Here is a 21,299-nt window from a genome sequence, read left to right as displayed (position 1 = left end):
GCCGAACTGGGCATGATTCCCATCGTGGCGGCCACCAGCAATGCGATAGCTCATGCCATCGGCAAACGCTTCTATGAGTTTCCGGTTTCTACGGAGAAGATTCGGAAGGCGTTGGAGTAGTTGGGGGCAGACTGCTTACGGCCTGCAAGGATAGTGTTGCACCATGGCTTCCATGACAAGCATCGCTGCATTCTCGGTCAGTTTCTGGCGAGGTAATGCAGACAGGTATTCAAGTACGCGAGGATACAGGTTGTCCAGAAGAATGCCATCATTCAGGCATGCGTGTTTTCCGCGGATGCTGTCTATTGATCCTTGTATGTACCCCATGGCGATGGATGTCGAGAGGGCTGTCCGTTGGCCTTCATCTTCTATCCAGTCTGCCAGGCCACCTTTCATGATGCCATCCAGCAATTCTTGGCCAGTAATGGGTCGATAGGTGCTCGTCTTTTGATTGGCCAGGACTTGTGCTGAGGAAGTATTTATCAGGGCAGTGGATATCAAGGCTGACAGGGTGAGGAGCAGAATGCGAGTGGGTTTCATGGTGCTGATTGTATCGAAGCCTGCAGCAAAATGATGGCGAACACCGCGAAGCGAATACCGTTGAGCGCGCGATTGCTTGAATTCCAAATCCAGCGCCTCAACCATCATTCCCGTTGCTCGCGCTCCTCGGCAGCTTGCACCAACTCCTCTGTTACTCGTATCTCTGCGCCGGCAGGAGACATCTGTGCCGCCGCCTCGAAAGGGGCCACGGATGTCGGAGACGGGTGGGCCTTGCGTCTCCAGAGAAAGAGCATCGCCATGAATACGTTGACCAATGCGAATGCCCAGAAAAAGCCGGCTTCTCCCCAATGTTTCATGACGGGCGAGATGATCAGCGGGCTGATGACGGAGCCGATGGAGTTGATCAGCAACAACCCCTGGATCACACCGACCAGTTCTCCGGCGACGGCACGATCGGCCGAGTGGCTGACGGCGACAGGATAGACTGCGAATACCCCGCCACCGAGCAGGAAGAGCAGCACGGCCAGCAGTGTCTGGCGATCCGGCAGCAGCAGAATCAGGACTGACAGGATGGCGCACAGTGCACTGAGCACGAGCAGGACCATCTGGCGGTCCCGTTTGTCCGACCAGCGGCCGACCGGGTATTGCAGCACCATGGCACCAAAAATAACGCAGGCCATCAGGTGGCCGACCTGTTCGATATCCATGCCGACACGTTGCAGGTAGACGGGCAGCAAAGAATAGACGGCAGCGATCGTGATGCCCGAGCCAAAACAGCCGATTACGCCGGCGGGTGTCATACGCAGCAGATGCCGGGGCATCAGCGGTTCGATGTTGCCAGTCTCGGGCAAGGCACGCGGCAGGATCACCATGGGCAGGACCGAGAGCGAACTCAACATGCCGGCCACGATGAAGGGAGCGGTTTCGCCCCAGGCATTGAGGGCTCCCAGCCCGAGTTGACCCAGCATTCCGGAGCCGTACAGTGCGATCATGTAGACGGCCAGCAGCCGCCCTCGGGTGATCTTGTCGCCCGTGAGCAGCAACCAGCTTTCCACGACCAGATAGATGCCGATGATGGCCCAGCCATTGAGGAGCCGGAAGACCAGCCAGGCCCAGGGATCGGAAAACATGCCCTGTAGCAAGAAGGTCACCGCCGTTAGCGAGGCGAAGCTGCTGTAGGCACGGATGTGGCCGATGCGGGCGATCAGGCGGTCGCTAAACATGGCCCCCAGGGTGAGGCCGACAAAATACGATGATGACACCAAGCCTATCATGGTGTCAGGGACGCCTGCAGCATCGAGTCGCAGGGAGGTCAGAGAGGAAATGAAGCCATTGCCCAGGGTGATGGTAAACAGGCCAAGCAGGGGGCCCAGCAGCAAAACCAGCGTATGCAGGAACGGCACGACAAATCTCTGAGAAATATTTTTTTGCGCTATTAGAGCATGCGCGGCATATGCCTGCCACGTGTTGTTCTGGTGACAGTTCGAAGTGCTCAGGTCAGACCGACAAGAGAAGCTTGAGCCTGTGCTGGCATTAAATAATTTGGCGTGATTTTATAAAAATCAACACTATCAGTTACAATTCGATCTGTTTGGTTTGGAGAAATCATGAAGAAATTAATGCTTGTCGTGGCGCTGGGTCTGCTGGCCGGCTGTGCAGGACGGAATGCAAATCCAGTAACAGTTCAGCAATATGGGGATGATGCCAAGAGTTGCCAGGCGCTTGAGCATGAAATGGCGTTTATCGAATCCGAGGTTCAACGCCTGATGCCGCAAACTGCCAAGGCCGGTAAAAATACAGCATTGGGTGTGAGTGGCGCATTTTTTCTTATTCCGCTGTTCTTCATGGACTTCAGTCAGGCAGAGCAGGTGGAAGTGGATGCATATCGCCAGCGCTATAATCATCTGGCTATTCTGGCACTGGATAAAGGTTGCGAAACGGATCGTCAGCCAATCCTGGATGTGCCGGAAAAGGCCACGCCCGAGAAGTCGCAAGAGGTTGTCACCCCCTAGGCATGTAAAGAACGGCCTGTTCACCGCTTGTCTTGCAGAAACAGGACGGTCAAATTTGCTACACCTTGCCAAGGCTTGGCAGTCTGGATGGTGCTCAGGGTTCCCTCAGCCACGTCTGCGACCGGCAGATGAAGACAATGCAGCCTGACACTTCAAGGGTTTGCCCGTCCTCGGCCAGTTTTGCCTTGGCACGGTAGGTCTTGCCCTTGCTCGGGTCGAGGATGGTGCCGGCATTCCAGGCGTTGTCTCCCTCGGGCCTGAGATCCCAGAGAACGGTCATGCCGACAATTGGCTGGTTGTGCCGTTCTCCCTCGCATTTCTCGCAACGAGGATTGGGGCCTTTGTCGGATTGCAGGATCTCGGTTACGCGGCCGCTCAGCGAGCCGTCGCTGGCCTGGGTCAGCGTGATGATGGATTTGGGCTGGCCGGTTTCGTCATCGATGGTCTGCCAGCGCCCATCGGGCGAGGCACCGTAGGCTGTGGGAAAGCAGGCGAGCAGCAGGACAGTCAGACCAGCACGTATGGATTTGCAGCGCATCGTGTCTCCTCCTGACAAGGGCCGGTTCTGTATATATATTCGGCAGGGGAATGCCGTGGATGGCCTTGCCGCTTACTGGAGCATATCCGGCAAGAGGCGTAAATGAGGTTAAACCCTCCCGAATCGAGAGCGGGTGGTTCTGGCTTTGGAAAATGAAGGCCGATCAGCCCTGGTGCTGCACCGTCGCTTCCTCGGGCAGAGGAGGGATCGGGAAGACCCGGTCGTAGATCCAGTTGTAGATAAAGGCATAGACCAGGTAGAACACCACGATGGCGGCATCCAGCAGCAAGGCCTCATACAGGCTGATACCCAGATAGAGTGCCATGGGCGGCAGGATCAGGATGATGAGGCCGCCTTCGAACAGCAGGGCATGCAGTACGCGCACCGAGACGGTCGTCTTGACAGCCGTGCCGGTCATGCGCAGCTTGATGCGATCGAACATGAGGTTGTAGACGTAGTTCCACAGCGTGGCAATGATGGCGCTGCCGACGCCGATGACGCCCATCTCGTGGGTGTCCAGACCCAGGAAGGCGGTGCCAAGTGGCAGAAGCAGGCAGATGCCCAGGATCTCGAAGAGCAGGGCGTGGCGGATACGGTCGGAAACACTGCGCATAGTGGCGCCATTGTAGGGCTTTTGATTTATAGTGTCCCTGATTCTGTGGTGTCGATACTGCCTGCTGGTATTCAGAGGTTCCCCAACTGCAAGGAGAAGAAAATGGCTAAAAAGCTGCATCTGTACCCGATTGCTGCAGTGCTGGCCGCCACGGCGCTGGCAGGTTGTGCCGCCCCGGCGCAAAAGCCGGCGGGCGAGGGCGAGCAGGCATTGCGGGCCAAGTTTGTCTGCGAGGGTGGCACTACGCTGGATGTCACCTTCCGCGATGAGAAGGCCTGGGTTACGCTGGCCGATGGTTCTGTGTTTGTACTGCCGCAGCGGCCGGCTGCCTCCGGCTATTGGTATTCCTCTGGTATCCATGAATTGCGTGGCAAGGGAAATGAAGCTACCTGGGGCGTGGGCAGGATGGTGCCGTTGAACTGTCGCGCGGAGTGAAGCAGGAAACATGAACAAGGCGTTTGTCAAAGAATCCGATGGCGAGGATGACGATGATGTGCCGGCCTTGCCGGCACTGCCCAAGGGCACGCGCAACTACATGACGCCGGCCGGGCATACCCGGCTGCGCGATGAGTGGACGCAGCTCATGAATGTGGAGCGTCCCTCGGTCGTGCAGATCGTGTCCTGGGCCGCCTCCAATGGCGACCGCTCTGAAAATGGCGATTACCTGTACGGCAAGAAACGCTTGCGGGAGATCGATCGCAGGCTGCGTTTTCTGACCAAGCGTCTGGAAATCGCCGAGGTGGTCGATCCTGCGCTGCAGCCCAATCGCGACCAGGTTTTTTTCGGGGCTACGGTCGTCTATATGGATCGGGCGGGCGATGAACATACTGTTACCATTGTCGGCATCGACGAGGCCGAACCACTGCAGGGGCGTATCAGTTGGGTGTCGCCGGTCGCGCGGGCACTGACCAAGGCGCGCGAAGGAGAGACCGTGACCTTGCGGACACCGGCAGGGATTGAGGAACTCGAGATACTGGAAGTCCACTATCCGGACTGAGGCGGGCAGGCCTTGGGGTGCCGTTCATATCCGGGGTAGAATTCAGCTTTGCCGACCAACGGCCGTTTTCCTCTCCTTTCTCGCGCCCGCCGACCGTGTCCAATACCCTGCATTTCTACGGCTCCCCAGCCCTGTCTTCCTTCCGCCAATCCCGACTTCTCGCTCAGCTTCAGGCTGCCAGGCTGCCTGTGGCCGATGTCCAGGGCTGGCATGAATACTACGTGTTGCTGGATGCAGCGCTCGATGAGGCCGGGCAGGCCCGTCTGCGCGCGCTGCTCGATGATGGCCGCGCCGTGCTTGATCCGGCCTCGACCGGCAAGCATGATCTCACCCTGCGGGTTTTGCCCCGGCTGGGCACGATTTCTCCGTGGGCCAGCAAGGCGTCGGATATCGCCCACAATTGCGGCCTGTCGCAGGTGCGCCGCATCGAACGCGGCATCCGCTATCTGCTGACACCGGCCAAGGGGCTGCTGGGCAGCAAGTCGCTGGATGCGGACATGCTGACGCAGGCGGCTGCCTGTCTGCATGACCGCATGACCGAAACCGTCGTCGATGCCGCTTTTGCCACCGAATCGCTGTTCGTGTCGCTCGAAGGCAAGCCACTGCAGACGGTGGCGCTGCTGGCGGAAGGTCGCCAGGCACTGGAACGTGCCAATGTCGATCTGGGCCTGGCTCTGTCCGAGGACGAAATCGATTATCTGGCAGAATCCTTCAATACGCTGGGCCGTGATCCTACCGATGTCGAACTGATGATGTTCGCGCAGGCCAACAGCGAGCACTGCCGCCACAAGATTTTCAATGCCGAATGGGTGATCGATGGGCAGGCACAGTCCAATACGCTGTTCGGCATGATTCGTGCGACCCACAAGGCACAGCCACTGGGTACGGTCGTGGCCTATTCGGACAATGCCGCCATCATGGAGGGGGGGGGGGCCGTGCGTTTCCATCCGCAGCGCGGTGAGGCCGGCTCGGCTGTGTACGGGGCTCGTCCGGCTACGGTGCATACACTGATGAAGGTCGAAACGCACAATCACCCGACCGCGATTGCCCCATTTCCTGGCGCTGCCACGGGTGCGGGCGGCGAGATCCGCGATGAAGGGGCGACCGGCAAGGGGTCCAAGCCCAAGGCAGGGCTGACCGGCTTCACGGTCTCGAACCTGCGCTTTGACGACGCCATCCAGCCCTGGGAAGAAAATCCTTACGGCCTTCCCGACCGCATCGCTTCGCCGCTGTCGATCATGATCGATGGCCCGCTGGGCGGCGCGGCGTTCAACAATGAATTCGGTCGTACCAATCTGCTGGGTTATTTCCGTACTTTCGAACAGACCGCAGGTGGTGTGCGCTGGGGTTACCACAAGCCCATCATGATCGCTGGTGGTCTGGGCAGCATCGATGGTGGGCAGACCCACAAGGACATACTGCCGCCTGGTAGCCTGCTGATCCAGCTCGGCGGCCCTGGCCTGCGCATCGGCATGGGGGGCGGAGCAGCGTCCAGCATGAGCGTGGGCAGCAATACGGCGCAGCTGGATTTCGATTCGGTGCAGCGCGGCAATCCCGAGATCCAGCGACGTGCGCAGGAAGTGATCGATGCCTGCTGGCAGCAGGGCGAGAACAACCCCGTGATCGCCATCCACGATGTCGGGGCGGGTGGCTTGTCCAACGCCTTCCCTGAACTGGTCAACGATGCCGGGCGCGGTGCCATCTTTGATCTGGCCCAGGTACACCTGGAAGAAACCGGGCTGTCGCCGGCCGAGATCTGGAGCAATGAGTCCCAGGAGCGTTATGTGCTGGCGATTCATCCCGATGACCTGCCGCGCTTTCGGGCGATTGCCGAACGTGAGCGCTGTCCGTTCGCGGTGGTCGGGACGGCGACCGAGGCGCGTCAGTTGCGCGTCGAATATGGCATCGGCGAGACGCAGCCAGGGCAGCCGCTGCCGGTGGATGTGCCGATCGATGTGATTCTGGGCAAGCCGCCGCGCATGACACGCGACGTACAGCGTCTGCCGGGTGTGGCGGCACCCCTGGATCTGGTAGACATTACGCTGGATGATGCAGCCGAGCGCGTGCTGCGTCACCCCACGGTTGCCAACAAGACCTTCCTGATCACGATCGGTGATCGCACGGTGGGTGGCCTTAACAGTCGCGACCAGATGGTTGGTCCGTGGCAGGTGCCGGTGGCTGATTGCGCGGTCACGCTGGCTGATTTCGAAGGCGTGCGTGGCGAGGCCATGGCGATGGGCGAGCGTACGCCGGTGGCCATGCTGGACGCACCGGCCTCGGGCCGCATGGCCGTGGTCGAGTCGCTGACCAACCTGATCGCCGCGCCGGTGGGGCGCATGGAAGACATCAAACTGTCGGCCAACTGGATGGCCGCCTGCGGCGTGCCGGGCCAGGATGCCGCGCTGTACGATACCGTGTCGGCGGTCAGTGACCTGTGCCAGCAGCTCGGTCTGTCGATTCCGGTGGGCAAGGATTCGTTGTCGATGCGTACGGTCTGGCAGCAGGATGGCGAACAGCGCCAGGTGATTGCGCCTGTTTCGCTGATCGTCACGGCATTTGCGCCCGTGGCGGATGTCCGCAAGACGCTGACGCCGCAGTTGCGTACCGATGTGGGGCCGACGGCGCTGATCCTGGTTGACCTGGGGCATGGCAAGCACCGGATGGGGGCGTCTATCCTGGCGCAGGCCTTTGACCAGGTCGGCGAAACCGTGCCGGACATCGATCATCCCGAGGATGTCCGGGCGCTCTTCGCAGCCATTCGCACGCTGGCCGATGATGGTGTGATCCTGGCCTACCATGACCGTTCCGATGGCGGTCTGTTTGCCACGGTCTGCGAAATGGCCTTTGCCGGCCATACTGGTGTCTCGATCAACCTCGACATGCTGACCATCGATCCGGATACGGCGGATTGGGGGGATTACAAGATCCGTCCCGAACAGGTCGCTGTACAGCGTGACGAACATACGCTCAAGGCCTTGTTTACCGAAGAGGCCGGCGTCGTGATCCAGGTGCCGGCTGCCGAGCGCGACAGCGTGCTGCAGGTGCTGCGCGGTGCCGGGCTGTCGGTCTGCTCGCATGCCATCGGTGGCCTCAATGGTCATGACGAGGTCGAGTTTTATCGCGACGGACGCAAGGTATGGGGCCGTCCGCGTGCCGAACTGGGTCGCATCTGGAGCGAAGTCAGCTATCGCATCATGCAGCGCCGCGACAATCCCGCCTGCGCCGAGGCCGAGTGGGATGTCTGGCAGAAGCAGGATGATCCCGGCTTTACGCCGCGCGTCGAGTTCGATCCCCAGCAGGATATCGCTGCGCCGTTCATTTCGACCGGTCAGCGGCCCAGGGTGGCGATCCTGCGCGAGCAGGGCTGCAACAGCCATGTCGAGATGGCCTGGTCCTTCGACAAGGCCGGTTTCGAGGCCTGGGACGTGCACATGACCGATCTGCTGCAGGGCCGTGTGTCGCTGGAACAGTTCCAGGGGCTGGTGGCCGTGGGCGGGTTCAGTTATGGCGATGTGCTGGGTGCAGGCGAGGGCTGGGCACGCACCATTCGTTTCAATGAGCAGCTTGCCGCGCAGTTCGAGGCCTATTTCGGCCGCCAGGATACCTTTGCACTGGGTGTCTGCAATGGTTGCCAGATGATGGCAGCGCTGGCTCCGATGATTCCGGGGGCTACGCACTGGCCACGCTTTACCCGCAATCAGTCCGAGAAATACGAGGCACGCCTGTCGATGGTGGAAGTGCAGGCATCGCCGTCGCTGTTCCTGAATGGCATGGCTGGCATGCGGGCTCCAATTGCCGTGGCACATGGCGAGGGTTTTGCCGATTTCTCACAGCAGGGCGATGCGAATGCCGTGCTTGCCGTGGCGCGTTATATCGACAACCAGGGACTGGCCACCGAGGCCTATCCTTTCAACCCCAATGGCAGTCCGGCAGGTCTGGCAGGTGTGACGACGGCCGATGGCCGCTTCACCATCATGATGCCTCACCCCGAACGGGTCACGCGCAACGTGCAGATGTCGTGGGCACCGGCGCGCTGGGGACAGGCCGATGCCGGCGGCGATGCCAGTCCCTGGCTGCGCATGTTCCGCAATGCGCGGGTGGCACTGGGCTGATATAGGGCTCACCCACTACGACCGGCGCAGGATATGTGCTGGTCGTAGTGGTGTGATGAGGTGACTGCGCAGGGGAGCGGGTGCCTCATTTATCCGATGTTGCGCCGCACCAGATCGGGCGTAAAAAAAAGATAAAAAAAATTCGTCGGCAGCGGTTCGTTTGGCATGATGTTGTGCGAAAATGTTCCACTAACATGCTGCTAATTTCTCTTATCGTCCTCCCATTTATCGGTAGTTTGATCGCTGCCCTGTTTCCCGCCAATGCCCGTAATGTCGAGGCCTGGCTGGCAGGGCTGATCTCGCTCGCCGCGCTGATACTGACTATCCTGGCCTATCCCGACGTCACCGACGGCGGTGTCTTGCGGCAGGAGTACGCGTGGCTGCCCGAGCGTGGCATGAACTTCATCTTGCGGATGGACGGCTTTGCCTGGCTGTTCTCGCTGCTGATCACGGGTATCGGACTGTTGGTGGTGGTCTATGCACGCTACTACATGTCGCCGGAAGATCCCGTTCCCCGGTTTTTCTCTTTCTTCCTGGCCTTCATGGGGGCCATGCTGGGTCTGGTGCTGTCCGGCAACCTGATCCAGATTGCGCTGTTCTGGGAACTGACCAGCCTGGTGTCTTTCCTTCTGATCGGTTACTGGCATCACAATCCCAATGCGCGGCGCGGCGCGCGCATGGCACTCACGGTCACTGCCACGGGCGGGCTGTGCCTGTTCGGCGGTCTGCTGATCCTGGGGCACATGGCGGGTAGCTATGATCTTGATGTGGTGCTGTCGCGTGGTGCGGCGATCCGCGAACATGCGCTCTATACCCCGGCACTGATCCTGATCCTGCTGGGCGCACTGACCAAGAGTGCCCAGGTGCCGTTCCAGTTCTGGCTACCACATGCCATGGCGGCACCCACGCCGGTGTCGGCCTATCTGCACTCGGCTACCATGGTCAAGGCGGGTGTGTTCCTGCTGGCCCGTTTCTGGCCGGTGCTGGCCGGAACCGATGAGTGGTTCTGGATCGTCAGCGTGGCTGGGCTGGCAACATTGCTGCTGGGAGCCTATGCGGCCATTTTCCAGCAGGATCTCAAGGGCCTGCTGGCCTATTCCACGATCAGCCATCTGGGCCTGATCACGCTGCTGCTGGGCATGAACAGTACGCTGGCAGCGGTGGCGGCGATCTTCCACATCATGAACCATGCCACCTTCAAGGCATCGCTGTTCATGGCGGCCGGCATCATCGATCACGAGACCGGCACACGCGATATCCGTCGCCTGAGCGGCCTGCGGCATGCAATGCCCTATACCGCTACGCTGGCGATGGTGGCAAGCGCCGCGATGGCAGGGGTGCCATTGCTCAACGGCTTTATTTCCAAGGAAATGTTTTTTGCCGAAACCGTGGTGGTCGGCCATGTCGGCCCCATGAAGGATTTCGTGCTGCCGCTGTGCGCCACGATCGCCAGCATGTTCAGCGTGGCGTATTCGCTGCGCTTCATCCATGGCGTGTTCTTCGGGCCGCTGGCGACCGACCTGCCGCGCCAGCCGCATGAGCCGCCGCGCTGGATGCGTTTCCCGGTCGAATTGCTGGTGCTGCTGTGCCTGGTGGTCGGGATCATTCCGGCGCTGTCGGTGGGCGGCATCCTGCACACGGCCGTGATCGGCGTGCTGGGCAGTGAAACCCCGAAGTACACACTCTCGCTCTGGCATGGCTTCAACATGCCGCTGATGATGAGTATCTTTGCACTGGCGGGCGGGATTGCCGTCTATCTGCTGATGCAGCGCTATCTGCAGCTCGACAGCGGCAAGGGACCTCCATTGCTGCGTGGCCTGGATGGCAAGCGCATTTTCGAATCGGCGATGACGGGGTTGTCGCGTCTTGCCAACTCGGTCGAGGATCTGCTCGGTTCACGCCGTCTGCAACCTCAGCTCACGCTGCTGGTGCTGGCTGCGTTGGCGGCTGCGGCCGTGCCACTGTGGCTGGGGCGGGTCACGTTTGGCGAGGTGCGCCATTCGCCCATCGATCCTGTATTTGCCCTGCTGTGGGTGGGCGGAGCGGTCTGCGCCATCGGAGCAGCCTACCAGGCCAAGTATCATCGCCTGGCAGCACTGATCCTGATGGGTGGGGCCGGCCTGATGACCTGCCTGACCTTCATCTGGTTCTCTGCACCCGATCTGGCACTCACGCAATTGACGGTCGAGGTCGTGACCGTCGTACTGATCCTGCTCGGATTGCGCTGGCTGCCCCGGCGGCTTGAGGCGCTGCGGCGTCGCAGCGATACGGGTGTGGCGGCACAGGGGCGTCGCGTGCGCGATCTGGCGATCGCGATTGCCGCCGGCCTGGGCATGAGTGCGCTGGCCTATGCAATCCTGAGCCGTCCCTTGCCCGAGACCATGTCGCGTTTCTTCGTCGAGAAGGCGCTGTCGGAAGGCGGTGGTACCAACGTGGTCAATGTGATCCTGGTGGATTTCCGCGGGTTCGATACCTTTGGCGAGATTACCGTACTGGGTGTGGTGGCCCTGACCATCTACGCCTTGCTGCGTCGTTTCCGGCCCGCCCCCGAGAGCATCGACGTACCCGAGCAGCAGCGCAGGCAGCGGGTGTTTGCGGCCGACTGGCCACAGCCCGAGGCCGTGGACAAGGCGACCGGCTATCTCATGGTGCCGGCCATCATCATGCGCATGATGTTCCCGATCATCGCCATGCTGGCCATCTACTTCTTCATGCGTGGACATAACCTGCCGGGTGGCGGTTTCGTGGCGGGCCTGATCATGTCGGTCGCCATCATTCTGCAATACATGGCGGGTGGTACGGCCTGGGTCGAAAAACGCATGAACCTGCATCCGCAGGCCTGGATCGGATCGGGCCTGCTGCTGGCAGGCTTCACCGGCCTGGGGGCATGGTGGTTCGGTCATCCGTTCCTGACATCGAGTTCGCCGCATCCGGTCCTGCCCTTGCTGGGTGAGGTGCCACTGCCCAGCGCGTTCCTGTTTGACCTGGGCGTATTCCTGCTGGTGGTGGGTGCCACGACGCTGATCCTGATCGCGCTGGCACACCAGTCGGTACGCGGCCATCGTGTTGCGCCGGCCTTCAAGACGGGCAGGGGGAACTGATGGAAATCGTCATTGCATTGGCTATCGGCGTATTGGCTGGCTCCGGAGTGTGGCTGCTGTTGCGGCCCCGCACATTCCAGGTGATCGTGGGGCTGTCGCTGATCTCGTACGCGGTCAACCTGTTCATTTTCAGCATGGGGCGTCTGTCTGTCGACAAGGTGCCTGTCATTGAGGCCGGCATTGTGCCGGACCCTGCCCAGATGGCCGATCCGCTGCCACAGGCACTGGTGCTCACGGCCATCGTGATCGGTTTCGCGATGACGGCGCTGTACCTGGTCGTGCTGCTGGCCTCGCGGGGCCTGACCGGCACGGATCACGTCGATGGCAAGGAGTCCGACGTATGACGCCCATGCTGCATCATTTGCTGATCGCGCCGATCGTGCTGCCGCTGGTGGCCGCATCGATCATGCTGCTCATGGGCGAGCGCTGGCGTCGGGTCAAGATCGGCATCAATCTGGCCTCCATTCTGGGGTTGCTGGCACTGACCTGGTATCTGTTGCAACAGCTCGACCAGGGACATTTCGGCCAGGACGGCACGGCCGTGGCCGTGTATCTGCTGGGCAACTGGCCCTCCTGGCTGGGGATCGTGCTGGCGGTGGATCGCCTGTCGCTGGTCATGGTGCTGCTCAGCAGCGCCCTGGGGTTGGCCGTGCTGGTGTATTCGGTTGCGCGCTGGGACCGGGCCGGAGCCCATTTTCACCCCATGTTGCAATTCCTGTTGATGGGGCTCAATGGTGCCTTCCTGACCGGCGACCTGTTCAATCTGTTCGTGTTTTTCGAGCTGCTGCTGGCCGCATCGTACGGACTGATCCTGCATGGTTCGGGCAGTATGCGCATTCGCGCCGGGTTGCATTACATCACGGTCAACCTGGCGGCCTCTTCGCTGTTCCTGATCGGTGTCAGCCTGATGTACAGCGTCACCGGCACGCTCAGCATGGCAGACATGGCCGCCGGCGTCGGCAGCCTGGCCAGCCAGGAGCGCATGCTGTTCGAAGCGGGGGCCGCCGTCCTGGGCGTGGCCTTCCTGGTCAAGGCAGCTGTCTGGCCACTCAATTTCTGGTTGCCGTCGGCCTATGCAGCGGCATGCCCGCCCGTGGCTGCCATGTTCGTCATCATGACCAAGGTCGGGGTGTATTCCATCCTGCGCGTCTGGACGCTGCTGTTCGGCCCCGAGGCGGGCGAGTCGATGCTGTTCGGTGCCGACTGGCTGCTCTATGGCGGCATGGCCACGATCGTCTTCGGGGCCATCGGCATTCTCTCGTCCCAGGATCTGGCACGGATGGCCGGCTTTTCGGTGCTGGTGTCGTCGGGCACCCTGCTCGCTGCCGTCGGCTTTGCGGAAGGGCAGGTGACCGGTGCGGCGCTGTTCTATCTGGTGGTGTCCACGCTGTCGGTGGCGGCCTTCTTCATGCTGATCGAACTGGTCGAACGCGGTCGTACGCCAGCCGCTGCCATGCTGGCGCTGACGCTCGAGGCATTCGGTGCCGCCAACCCCGATCCGGTAGATGGCCCGGAAGTCGAGGTGGTCGGTGTGGCGATTCCCGCGGCGATGGCTTTTCTCGGGTTGAGCTTTGTATTCTGCGCGCTGCTGATGGCGGGCCTGCCGCCGCTGTCTGGTTTCATCGCCAAGTTTGCGCTGTTGTCGGCCGTGCTCAATCCGCTGGGGCTGCAGGAAAACAGCCAGGCCCTGGCAACCGGTGGCACGGCACAATGGATCATGCTGGGATTGCTGATCGCGTCCGGCCTGTTTGTGGTGATCAGCATGACGCGTTCCGGTATCCGGATCTTCTGGGCCCCGCAGGGACGGGTGGTGCCGCGCCTGCGCCTGATGGAAGCGGCGCCGGTGGGCGGGCTGCTGGCCGTCTGCATCGTGCTGACATTCTATTCCGGCCCCGTGATGCGCTATATGGATGATGCGGCCCGTTCGCTGTATGCGCCGCAGGAGTATATCCAGGCCGTCCAGACAGCACCGCTGGTGGTGCGCAGCGAAGGAGGGCAGCCATGACGATTGCCCGACGCTGGGTGCCCATGCCGCTGATGTCGCTGTTCCTGCTGGCGATGTGGCTGCTCATGAACCAGACCGTGGCCTTCGCGCATATCCTGCTGGGCGCTGCGCTGGGGCTGTTCCTGCCATGGATCATGCAGTCGCTGATTCCCGATCGTGCCCGGGTGCGTCGCCCCTGGGTCATCGTACGGCTCTTTTTCCGCGTGCTGATCGATATCGTGAAGTCCAATATCGCCGTGGCCCGCATTGTGCTGGGTGGCAAGGAACGAGCCAGCCATTCCGGTTTCATGTATATCCCGCTGGAACTCAAGGACCCCTATGGCCTGGCGGTGCTGTCGTGCATCATCACCTCGACGCCCGGCACCGTATGGGTCGAGTACGACCAGGAGAACAGTCGCCTGCTGATCCACGTGCTTGACCTGCAGGACGAGTCCGTCTGGCTGGACAGCATCAAGGGCCGCTATGAGTCGCTGCTCAGGGAGATATTCGAGTCATGATCGTGCTCTATTACGCACTGGTGGCCGCTCAGTGCCTGCTGGCGCTGGGTGTGCTGTTTTCCGTATACCGGCTGGTCAAGGGGCCGAGTGCGCCTGACCGGGTACTGGCGACCGATGCGCTCTATATCAACGGCATGCTGTTGCTGCTGACCTTCGGCATGCTGCACGGTACCGTCGTCTATTTCGAGGCGGCACTGATCGTGGCCGGACTGGGCTTCGTCGGCACCACGGCGCTGGCCAAGTTCCTGCTGCGCGGGGAGGTAATCGAATGAACCAGATGGCCCAGGTGCCCGAATGGGTGGCCTATATCGTGGCGGCACTGGTGCTGGCGGGCGCGCTGCTGGCCTGCATCGGTTCGTTCGGCATGGTGCGCCTGCGCAATTTCTACCAGCGCGTGCATGCCCCGACCATGGGTGCCACGCTGGGGGCTGGCTGTGTGCTGGTGGCCTCGATGTTGTATTTTTCGGTGGCGCAGACCCGGCCGGTGATCCATGAATTGCTGATCACATTCTTTGCCGTGACGACCACGGCAGTGACCTTCCTGCTGCTGGTGCGCTCCGCGCTGTATCGTGACCGGGTGGCCGGGCGTGACCGGATTCCGGGGGCCAATGATGCCAATGCCGTGACTGGCAAAGAGGAAGATTGAGCATCAGGGCAACGGCCCATGTGGTGCCCCGGGCCGGGGTGATTAGCGTATAATCACGCTTTGCGCCCGGAGTCATTCATGCGTCTCATCAAAAAAGCACTCACATTCGACGATGTGTTGCTGGTGCCTGCCTTTTCCAACGTCCTGCCCCGCGACACTTCTCTCGCCACCCGCCTGACCCGCGACATCACCCTCAACATTCCGCTCGTGTCCGCCGCCATGGATACCGTGACGGAGTCGCGCCTGGCCATCGCCATGGCGCAGGAAGGCGGGATCGGCATTATCCACAAGAATCTCTCGCCCGAGCAGCAGGCGCACGAGGTATCCCGCGTCAAGCGTCATGAGTTCGGTATCGTGATCGACCCGATCACGGTCACGCCCGACATGAAGGTGCGCGATGCCATCGAACTGCAGCGTCAGCACGGCATTTCCGGCCTGCCGGTGGTGCAGGGCGGCAAGGTAGTCGGCATCGTCACCAACCGCGATCTGCGCTTCGAGGACCGTCTGGATCTGCCGCTCAGCCAGATCATGACGCCGCAGGAACGTCTGGTCACCATGACCGAAGACGCTACGCTGGATCAGGCCCAGACGCTGATGCACAAGCATCGCCTGGAGCGAGTCCTGATCGTCAATGACAGCTTCGAGCTGCGTGGCCTGGCCACCGTCAAGGACATCGTCAAGAACACTGCCCATCCCTTTGCCTGCAAGGACAGCAAGGGCCAGTTGCGCGTCGGCGCAGCCGTAGGCGTGGGTGCCGGCACCGAAGAGCGCGTCGAGCGTCTGGTGGCTGCCGGTGTGGACGTGATCGTGGTGGATACCGCGCACGGCCATTCGTCCGGCGTGATCGAGCGCGTGCGCTGGGTCAAGCAGAACTATCCCAATGTGCAGGTGATCGGCGGCAACATTGCCACCGGTGCCGCCGCACGCGCCCTGGCAGAAGCCGGTGCCGATGGGGTCAAGGTCGGGATCGGCCCTGGCTCGATCTGCACCACCCGTATCGTGGCCGGTGTGGGCGTGCCTCAGATCACCGCCATCAGCGATGTGGCCGAAGCCCTCGAAGGCACGGGCGTGCCGCTGATTGCCGATGGTGGCGTGCGTTTTTCGGGCGACATCGCCAAGGCATTGGCCGCAGGTGCATCGACCGTCATGATGGGTGGCATGTTTGCCGGTACCGAAGAGGCACCGGGCGAAATCGTGCTGTTCCAGGGCCGCTCCTACAAGTCGTATCGCGGCATGGGCAGCCTCGGTGCCATGTCCGATGGTTCTGCCGATCGCTACTTCCAGGATCCGTCAAACAACGCCGACAAGCTGGTGCCCGAGGGCATCGAGGGCCGCGTACCCTACAAGGGCAGCGTGCTGGCCATCATTTTCCAACTGGTGGGTGGCGTGCGTGCCTCCATGGGTTACTGCGGCTGCGCCAGCATCGAACAGATGCGGACCCAGGCCGAGTTCGTCCAGATCACGGCGGCGGGCGTGCGCGAATCGCACGTGCATGACGTGCAGATCACCAAAGAAGCGCCCAACTACCGCGCCGACTGATTACAAGCCGACGGAAACCATTCGACATGCAAGACAGCATTCTCATTCTGGACTACGGTTCGCAGGTCACGCAACTGATCGCGCGTCGCGTGCGAGAAGCGGGCGTCTACTGCGAAATCCACGCAGGCGATGTCAGCGAAGACTTCATCAGCCAGCAGATCACTGCCGGCATCAAGGGCATCATCCTGTCGGGCAGTCATGCCTCGGCCTACGATGAGCACGCGCTCAAGGCACCGCCCATCGTGTTCGAGGCCGGTCTGCCGGTACTGGGCATCTGCTACGGCATGCAGGCCATGGCGCAGCATTTTGGCGGCAAGGTCAGCTTTTCCGATCACCGCGAGTTCGGCTATGCCGAAGTACGCGCCCACGGCCACACCCGGCTGCTGGATGGCATCCAGGACTTTGCCACGGCCGATGGTCATGGCATGCTCAAGGTCTGGATGAGCCACGGCGACAAGGTTACCGAGCTGCCTGCAGGCTTCAAGCTGATGGCTTCCACGCCATCGTGTCCCATCGCCGGCATGGCCGACGAAGCACGCGGTTTCTACGCGGTGCAGTTCCACCCTGAGGTCACGCATACCGTACAGGGGCCGGCCATGCTGAGCCGTTTCGTGCATGAGATCTGCGGTTGCGCCAGCGACTGGAACATGCCCGACTACGTCGAGACAGCCATTGCCCGTATTCGTGAGCAGGTCGGCGACGAAGAAGTGCTGCTGGGCCTGTCCGGCGGCGTCGATTCGTCGGTGGCCGCAGCGCTGATCCACCGCGCCATCGGCGACCAGTTGACCTGCGTTTTCGTTGATCACGGTCTGCTGCGCCTGAACGAGGCCGAGCAGGTGATGCAGACTTTCGTGCAGAATCTGGGCGTGCGCGTGATCCACGTGGACGCGACCGAGCAGTTCATGGGCAAGTTGGCCGGCGTGAGCGATCCCGAAGCCAAGCGCAAAATCATCGGCAAGGAATTTGTTGAGGTCTTCCAGGAAGAGGCCGGCAAGCTGCGTAATGCGCGTTGGCTGGCACAGGGCACCATCTACCCCGACGTGATCGAATCGGCCGCCAGCAAGACCGGCAAGGCCGTGGCGATCAAGTCGCACCACAACGTGGGTGGCCTGCCCGATACACTCAACCTCAAGCTGCTGGAACCCCTGCGCGAACTGTTCAAGGACGAAGTGCGCAAGCTGGGCGTGGCCCTCGGCCTGCCGCCCGAGATGGTCTACCGTCATCCGTTCCCCGGCCCCGGCCTGGGTGTGCGCATCCTGGGCGAGGTCAAGAAGGAATACGCCGACCTGCTGCGCCGTGCCGACGCCATCTTCATCGAGGAACTGCGCAATACCATCGATCCTGAAACCGGAAAGAGCTGGTACGACCTGACGTCGCAGGCCTTTGCGGTCTTCCTGCCGGTCAAGTCGGTAGGGGTGATGGGCGATGGCCGTACCTATGATTACGTGGTGGCGCTGCGTGCGGTGCAGACCAGTGACTTCATGACGGCAGATTGGGCCGAGCTGCCTTATGCATTGCTGAAACGGACCAGTGGCCGGATCATCAATGAGGTGCGCGGGATCAATCGGGTGACTTATGACGTGAGTAGCAAGCCGCCTGCTACTATTGAGTGGGAGTGATTCTACGTCTGGTATTGTGCCCGGCATGATCTAGCAGAAAATGCCCTGGAGCCCGCGTAATTGCGGGTTTTTGCTTTTTCTGTGTAGCTGCTGTACACGCCCGTGAGTTGGTTGTGGGGCGTCGCAAAAGATTACAGCGAGTGGATGTCGAACAGATTAAGCTAAGAAGAGGTTGGGTGAATCAGCTATTTAATAAGAGCCGGTGCTCTGCTGGTAGTCGCACCTTGCAAGTACGGTGCATATCAACTGATATTGAGGGTTGATATGCATGGTAATTATATGTAGACTATAAGTCACACTTGTATGGGTTGAATTTTATGAAAGCAATTAGTTTATTTGCGTGCGGAGGAATAGGAGACCTAGGCCTACGTCATGCCGGCTTTGATGTTCTTGTGGCTAATGAGCTCCTTAGCGATAGGGCTGAAGTCTTTAAGCATAATTTTCCGGAAACCAAAATGATAGTAGGTGACATATGGGAGAAGGAGAATGAAATTCTTGATGCGACTTCAGCGGCGCTTGAGGGAAGGGAACTAGACTTGGTGTTTGCAACGCCACCATGTCAAGGAATGTCAAAGAATGGTCGAGGGAAGTTGCTGAGCCTGATTCGTCAAGGCTTAAAGGATTCCGTAGATGAAAGGAATTTGCTGGTAATACCAGCAATAAACATTTTCAAGAAAAGTGGTGCTCACACACTCATTATGGAAAATGTTCCTGAAATGGAAAATACGGTTATACCGCACCCCAATAAAGAAAGAGAGCTAATTAATATTATTGAATTAATAAAAGAAGAACTTGGGTCGGATTTCAGTAGCAGTATCCGTGTTGTTGAATTTGCCAACTATGGTGTACCTCAAAGTAGACAGCGCCTTATTTCAATTTTCACTAAGAATAAAAATTTGAAGGGACATATAGAAAACAAAGGGTCTCTGTTTCCGTGTGAGACTCACAGCAAAGACGGTTTTTTAGGGAAAAAATGGGTAACTGTTAAAGATGTTATTGGCGAACTTCCTAGTCTAGATGCTTCATCTCCGGAAACAGCATCATGCGAAAAAATCCCGTATCATCGAGTTCCTTTGCTGGATGAAGAGAAGTACTTCTGGGTGAGTAATACTCCCCCCGAGAAAAGCGCCTTCGATAATCAATGTGTTAACCCCGATTGTGGATTTGATAAAAATCAAATTCACAGTGCCAAGAAAGATGCTAAAGGTATCAATCGCTCAAGCAGAGAAACCCCAATCCGGTGTCAAAGATGTGGGGAGTTATTGCCTCGTCCTTGGGTTAGAATGAATGATACCTATAGACTAATGAAGGGTTATACAAGTGCATATAAACGGATGAGCTGGGATGCTCCAGCAAGCACGCTGACGCGAAATTTTTCTTATGCTTGTAGTGATAATAAACTACATCCAGAGCAAAATAGGGTGTTATCCTTGTACGAAGCAATGATGCTTCATACTGTAGTGGGTTACCCTTTTGACTGGAAGCGCCAGGACGGGAAAAAAATAAGCGATAAACTAATTAGAGAGTTGATTGGAGAGAGCGTCCCTCCGTTAGGGCTTGATGCTATATTCTCACATCTTCGCCTGCTTGCTCATAATGAAGATACAAGTCGGTTGTCGCAAAAGGCAGAGGGGCAACAAGAGCTTTGTCTCACAATGGTATAAGATTTCCTTTGTTGTAGTTATTTAAAAAATTAATATACGCAGGATCTTGCTTCACGGCTATCCAGTTGCAATACATTTTTTTTACTCCATGTCTTGGCATGATTGAAACGCTCGTGGTTCGACCGCCTCCCTCGCGAGGGTGAACTATCTTTCCCCAGTCTTGTTCGTCAAGATCGGTGCCAAAAAAGACGGCGACAATTTTTGGTGTGCCATTGATAAAGTCCCACAATATCCCAACCAGATTATTTGTTTCTCGGTGATGTGCCTTCCAGTCATATCCACGAAGTAAATGAATTCTGGTTTCTCCCATATCAGGTTTCTCAATGCCTTTTTTTGCACATTCCATTGGGGTTGGGACTGATCCACAGGTCGCCTTAATTTCAAGCCCACCGTTTGGGAAAGGGCTAAACGGAGATTTTTCTCTTAATCCTCTTTTTTGTTTAATTGCTTCAAAAAGTTCAGTGCCGCGGTCGTTCATCAAAAGCAAATCGGGATAACCATCTTGATGGGGGTTGCTGATATAGCGACCATTAGACTCTTTGGCCAAACTCTTGGCAAATAGCTCTCCAATAAAAGCAGATAAATTCCGCATGCCTAAAATTGAAAATATGTCAACAGGTAATTCTCTTGTCATTTTTTCTATCGTTTTGTGCGTGTCACACAAAGCTTTTTCAAAAATCCTTAATCCAATTTTCTCCTTATGGCCTTGGCCAGTAGTAAACTCTGTGTTAGCGTTCTGGTTTATTATGTAGATCACTACAATCTTCCTCTATTAAAGATTTGAAAAAAACGGAGTTGGGTATATCAAGCGATTTTATTATTTGCTCTAATGATTCAAGAGTTATATTTCTAACTCCCCGCTCAACTCCTGAAATATATGTTCTGTCCAAGCCTGAAATGTGTGCCAACTCATCTTGGCTCATGTTCTTGGCTTTTCTAAATTGTCGAATTGTGGCTGCGACGCTCTTTACGAGAGGGGTTTTCATGCTGGGATCCACGTTTAATTTGTGAGTATTTTCCTCGATTGTTGATTATTAGTCGACGGACTATGAGTCACAAAGTGCATGGTAATGAGGTGCTGTCGGATCAATTGTCCGCAGAGCGCAGCGTTAAATGTAAAGCAAGATTTTCTCCATAGGGCTGGTAATCCCCCCGACGTCACCCCGAGATTGAGTAGCATCAGGATTTGGAGTCCAATCACCCCATGCAGGAGATTGGACATGAAGAAGCGATTCACAGAAGAACAGATCATTGGATTTCTACGTGAGGCTGATGCGGGCCTACCGATCAAGGAACTGTGCCGTCAGCACGGATTCTCCGAAGCCAGCTACTACCTCTGGCGCAACAAATTCGGCGGCATGAACGTCTCCGACGCCAAGCGTTTAAAGGATCTGGAAGTCGAGAATGCCAGGCTGAAGAAGTTGTTGGCAGAATCACTGCTGGAGAATGAGGTCA

The 21,299-nt window shown here is 58.7% G+C and carries 20 protein-coding genes; 14 read left to right on the top strand and 6 right to left on the bottom strand.

What is annotated here, in order from left to right:
- Nucleotides 1-135 precede the first annotated feature (135 nt).
- Both DD235_RS16540 and DD235_RS16535 read right to left on the bottom strand, forming a co-directional pair.
- Entirely contained in the window at nucleotides 136-648 is a 513-nt protein-coding gene (locus DD235_RS16540; protein WP_109063227.1) for a Rap1a/Tai family immunity protein, read from the bottom strand.
- A complete protein-coding gene (locus DD235_RS16535; protein ID WP_239990200.1) occupies nucleotides 645-1,904 on the bottom strand; it encodes an MFS transporter in 1,260 nt (419 codons plus the stop codon). The genes DD235_RS16540 and DD235_RS16535 overlap by 4 nt, the downstream gene beginning before the upstream one ends.
- 204 nt (nucleotides 1,905-2,108) lie before the next feature.
- On the opposite strand from DD235_RS16535, the gene DD235_RS16530 reads away from it, so the two are divergent.
- Nucleotides 2,109-2,513: a hypothetical protein gene (locus DD235_RS16530; protein ID WP_146193531.1), complete on the top strand. Its 405-nt coding sequence runs from the start codon at nucleotides 2,109-2,111 to the stop codon at nucleotides 2,511-2,513.
- Nucleotides 2,514-2,607: 94 nt separating this feature from the next.
- Here the strand turns inward: DD235_RS16530 and DD235_RS16525 are convergent, their stop codons facing one another.
- Together DD235_RS16525 and DD235_RS16520 are read right to left on the bottom strand one after the other, a co-directional pair.
- Nucleotides 2,608-3,051 (bottom strand): DUF2147 domain-containing protein, encoded by a 444-nt coding sequence (locus DD235_RS16525; RefSeq protein ID WP_109063225.1) that lies wholly within the window; start codon nucleotides 3,049-3,051, stop codon nucleotides 2,608-2,610.
- 163 nt (nucleotides 3,052-3,214) lie between these two features.
- Nucleotides 3,215-3,664, bottom strand: a complete 450-nt coding sequence (locus DD235_RS16520) for a PACE efflux transporter (protein WP_109063224.1) — start codon at nucleotides 3,662-3,664, stop codon at nucleotides 3,215-3,217.
- Between the two features lie 102 nt (nucleotides 3,665-3,766).
- Here DD235_RS16520 and DD235_RS16515 point away from each other — a divergent pair, with 102 nt between their 5' ends.
- From DD235_RS16515 to DD235_RS16460, 12 genes are all read left to right on the top strand, one after another.
- Complete coding sequence (locus tag DD235_RS16515; RefSeq protein ID WP_109063223.1) at nucleotides 3,767-4,099, top strand: MliC family protein; 333 nt, start codon at nucleotides 3,767-3,769, stop codon at nucleotides 4,097-4,099.
- Between the two features lie 10 nt (nucleotides 4,100-4,109).
- Nucleotides 4,110-4,661, top strand: a complete 552-nt coding sequence (gene greB, locus DD235_RS16510; protein WP_109063222.1) for a transcription elongation factor GreB — start codon at nucleotides 4,110-4,112, stop codon at nucleotides 4,659-4,661.
- A 95-nt stretch (nucleotides 4,662-4,756) separates the two neighbouring features.
- Entirely contained in the window at nucleotides 4,757-8,773 is a 4,017-nt protein-coding gene (gene purL, locus DD235_RS16505) for a phosphoribosylformylglycinamidine synthase (RefSeq protein ID WP_109063229.1), read from the top strand.
- Between the two features lie 194 nt (nucleotides 8,774-8,967).
- Nucleotides 8,968-11,874, top strand: a complete 2,907-nt coding sequence (locus DD235_RS16500) for a monovalent cation/H+ antiporter subunit A (RefSeq protein ID WP_109063221.1) — start codon at nucleotides 8,968-8,970, stop codon at nucleotides 11,872-11,874.
- Nucleotides 11,874-12,218: a Na+/H+ antiporter subunit C gene (locus DD235_RS16495; protein WP_109063220.1), complete on the top strand. Its 345-nt coding sequence runs from the start codon at nucleotides 11,874-11,876 to the stop codon at nucleotides 12,216-12,218. The genes DD235_RS16500 and DD235_RS16495 overlap by 1 nt, the downstream gene beginning before the upstream one ends.
- Nucleotides 12,215-13,879 carry a monovalent cation/H+ antiporter subunit D gene (locus tag DD235_RS16490; protein WP_109063219.1) on the top strand — a complete coding sequence of 555 codons (1,665 nt, stop codon included), beginning with the start codon at nucleotides 12,215-12,217 and terminating at the stop codon, nucleotides 13,877-13,879. The genes DD235_RS16495 and DD235_RS16490 overlap by 4 nt, the downstream gene beginning before the upstream one ends.
- Complete coding sequence (locus DD235_RS16485) at nucleotides 13,876-14,376, top strand: Na+/H+ antiporter subunit E (RefSeq protein ID WP_109063218.1); 501 nt, start codon at nucleotides 13,876-13,878, stop codon at nucleotides 14,374-14,376. The genes DD235_RS16490 and DD235_RS16485 overlap by 4 nt, the downstream gene beginning before the upstream one ends.
- Complete coding sequence (locus DD235_RS16480; RefSeq protein ID WP_109063217.1) at nucleotides 14,373-14,648, top strand: K+/H+ antiporter subunit F; 276 nt, start codon at nucleotides 14,373-14,375, stop codon at nucleotides 14,646-14,648. Before DD235_RS16485 ends, DD235_RS16480 begins: the two co-directional genes overlap by 4 nt.
- Nucleotides 14,645-15,022 (top strand): monovalent cation/H(+) antiporter subunit G, encoded by a 378-nt coding sequence (mnhG, locus tag DD235_RS16475; protein ID WP_109063216.1) that lies wholly within the window; start codon nucleotides 14,645-14,647, stop codon nucleotides 15,020-15,022. The genes DD235_RS16480 and mnhG overlap by 4 nt, the downstream gene beginning before the upstream one ends.
- 78 nt (nucleotides 15,023-15,100) lie before the next feature.
- Nucleotides 15,101-16,561, top strand: a complete 1,461-nt coding sequence (guaB, locus tag DD235_RS16470) for an IMP dehydrogenase (RefSeq protein WP_109063215.1) — start codon at nucleotides 15,101-15,103, stop codon at nucleotides 16,559-16,561.
- Between the two features lie 26 nt (nucleotides 16,562-16,587).
- Nucleotides 16,588-18,180 carry a glutamine-hydrolyzing GMP synthase gene (gene guaA / locus DD235_RS16465; protein WP_109063214.1) on the top strand — a complete coding sequence of 531 codons (1,593 nt, stop codon included), beginning with the start codon at nucleotides 16,588-16,590 and terminating at the stop codon, nucleotides 18,178-18,180.
- Nucleotides 18,181-18,497: 317 nt separating this feature from the next.
- Nucleotides 18,498-19,844 (top strand): DNA cytosine methyltransferase, encoded by a 1,347-nt coding sequence (locus DD235_RS16460; RefSeq protein WP_109063213.1) that lies wholly within the window; start codon nucleotides 18,498-18,500, stop codon nucleotides 19,842-19,844.
- On the opposite strand, the gene DD235_RS16925 is transcribed toward DD235_RS16460, so the two are convergent.
- Both DD235_RS16925 and DD235_RS16450 read right to left on the bottom strand, forming a co-directional pair.
- On the bottom strand, nucleotides 19,831-20,601 hold the full coding sequence (locus tag DD235_RS16925; protein ID WP_204524272.1) for a hypothetical protein: 771 nt from the start codon (nucleotides 20,599-20,601) through the stop codon (nucleotides 19,831-19,833). The two genes, DD235_RS16460 and DD235_RS16925, sit on opposite strands and share 14 nt — an antisense overlap.
- Nucleotides 20,573-20,830: a helix-turn-helix domain-containing protein gene (locus tag DD235_RS16450; protein WP_109063212.1), complete on the bottom strand. Its 258-nt coding sequence runs from the start codon at nucleotides 20,828-20,830 to the stop codon at nucleotides 20,573-20,575. The genes DD235_RS16925 and DD235_RS16450 overlap by 29 nt, the downstream gene beginning before the upstream one ends.
- A gap of 234 nt (nucleotides 20,831-21,064) precedes the next feature.
- On the opposite strand from DD235_RS16450, the gene DD235_RS16445 reads away from it, so the two are divergent.
- The coding region (locus tag DD235_RS16445; protein ID WP_146193530.1) for a transposase at nucleotides 21,065-21,299 on the top strand (235 nt) is incomplete at its 3' end.

The sequence above is a fragment of the Corticimicrobacter populi genome, from assembly GCF_003123725.1.
Lineage (GTDB): Bacteria > Pseudomonadota > Gammaproteobacteria > Burkholderiales > Burkholderiaceae_B > Corticimicrobacter > Corticimicrobacter populi.
The sequence above is the reverse complement of the archived record's forward strand: the minus strand, read 5'-3'. Positions and strand labels throughout refer to the sequence as shown.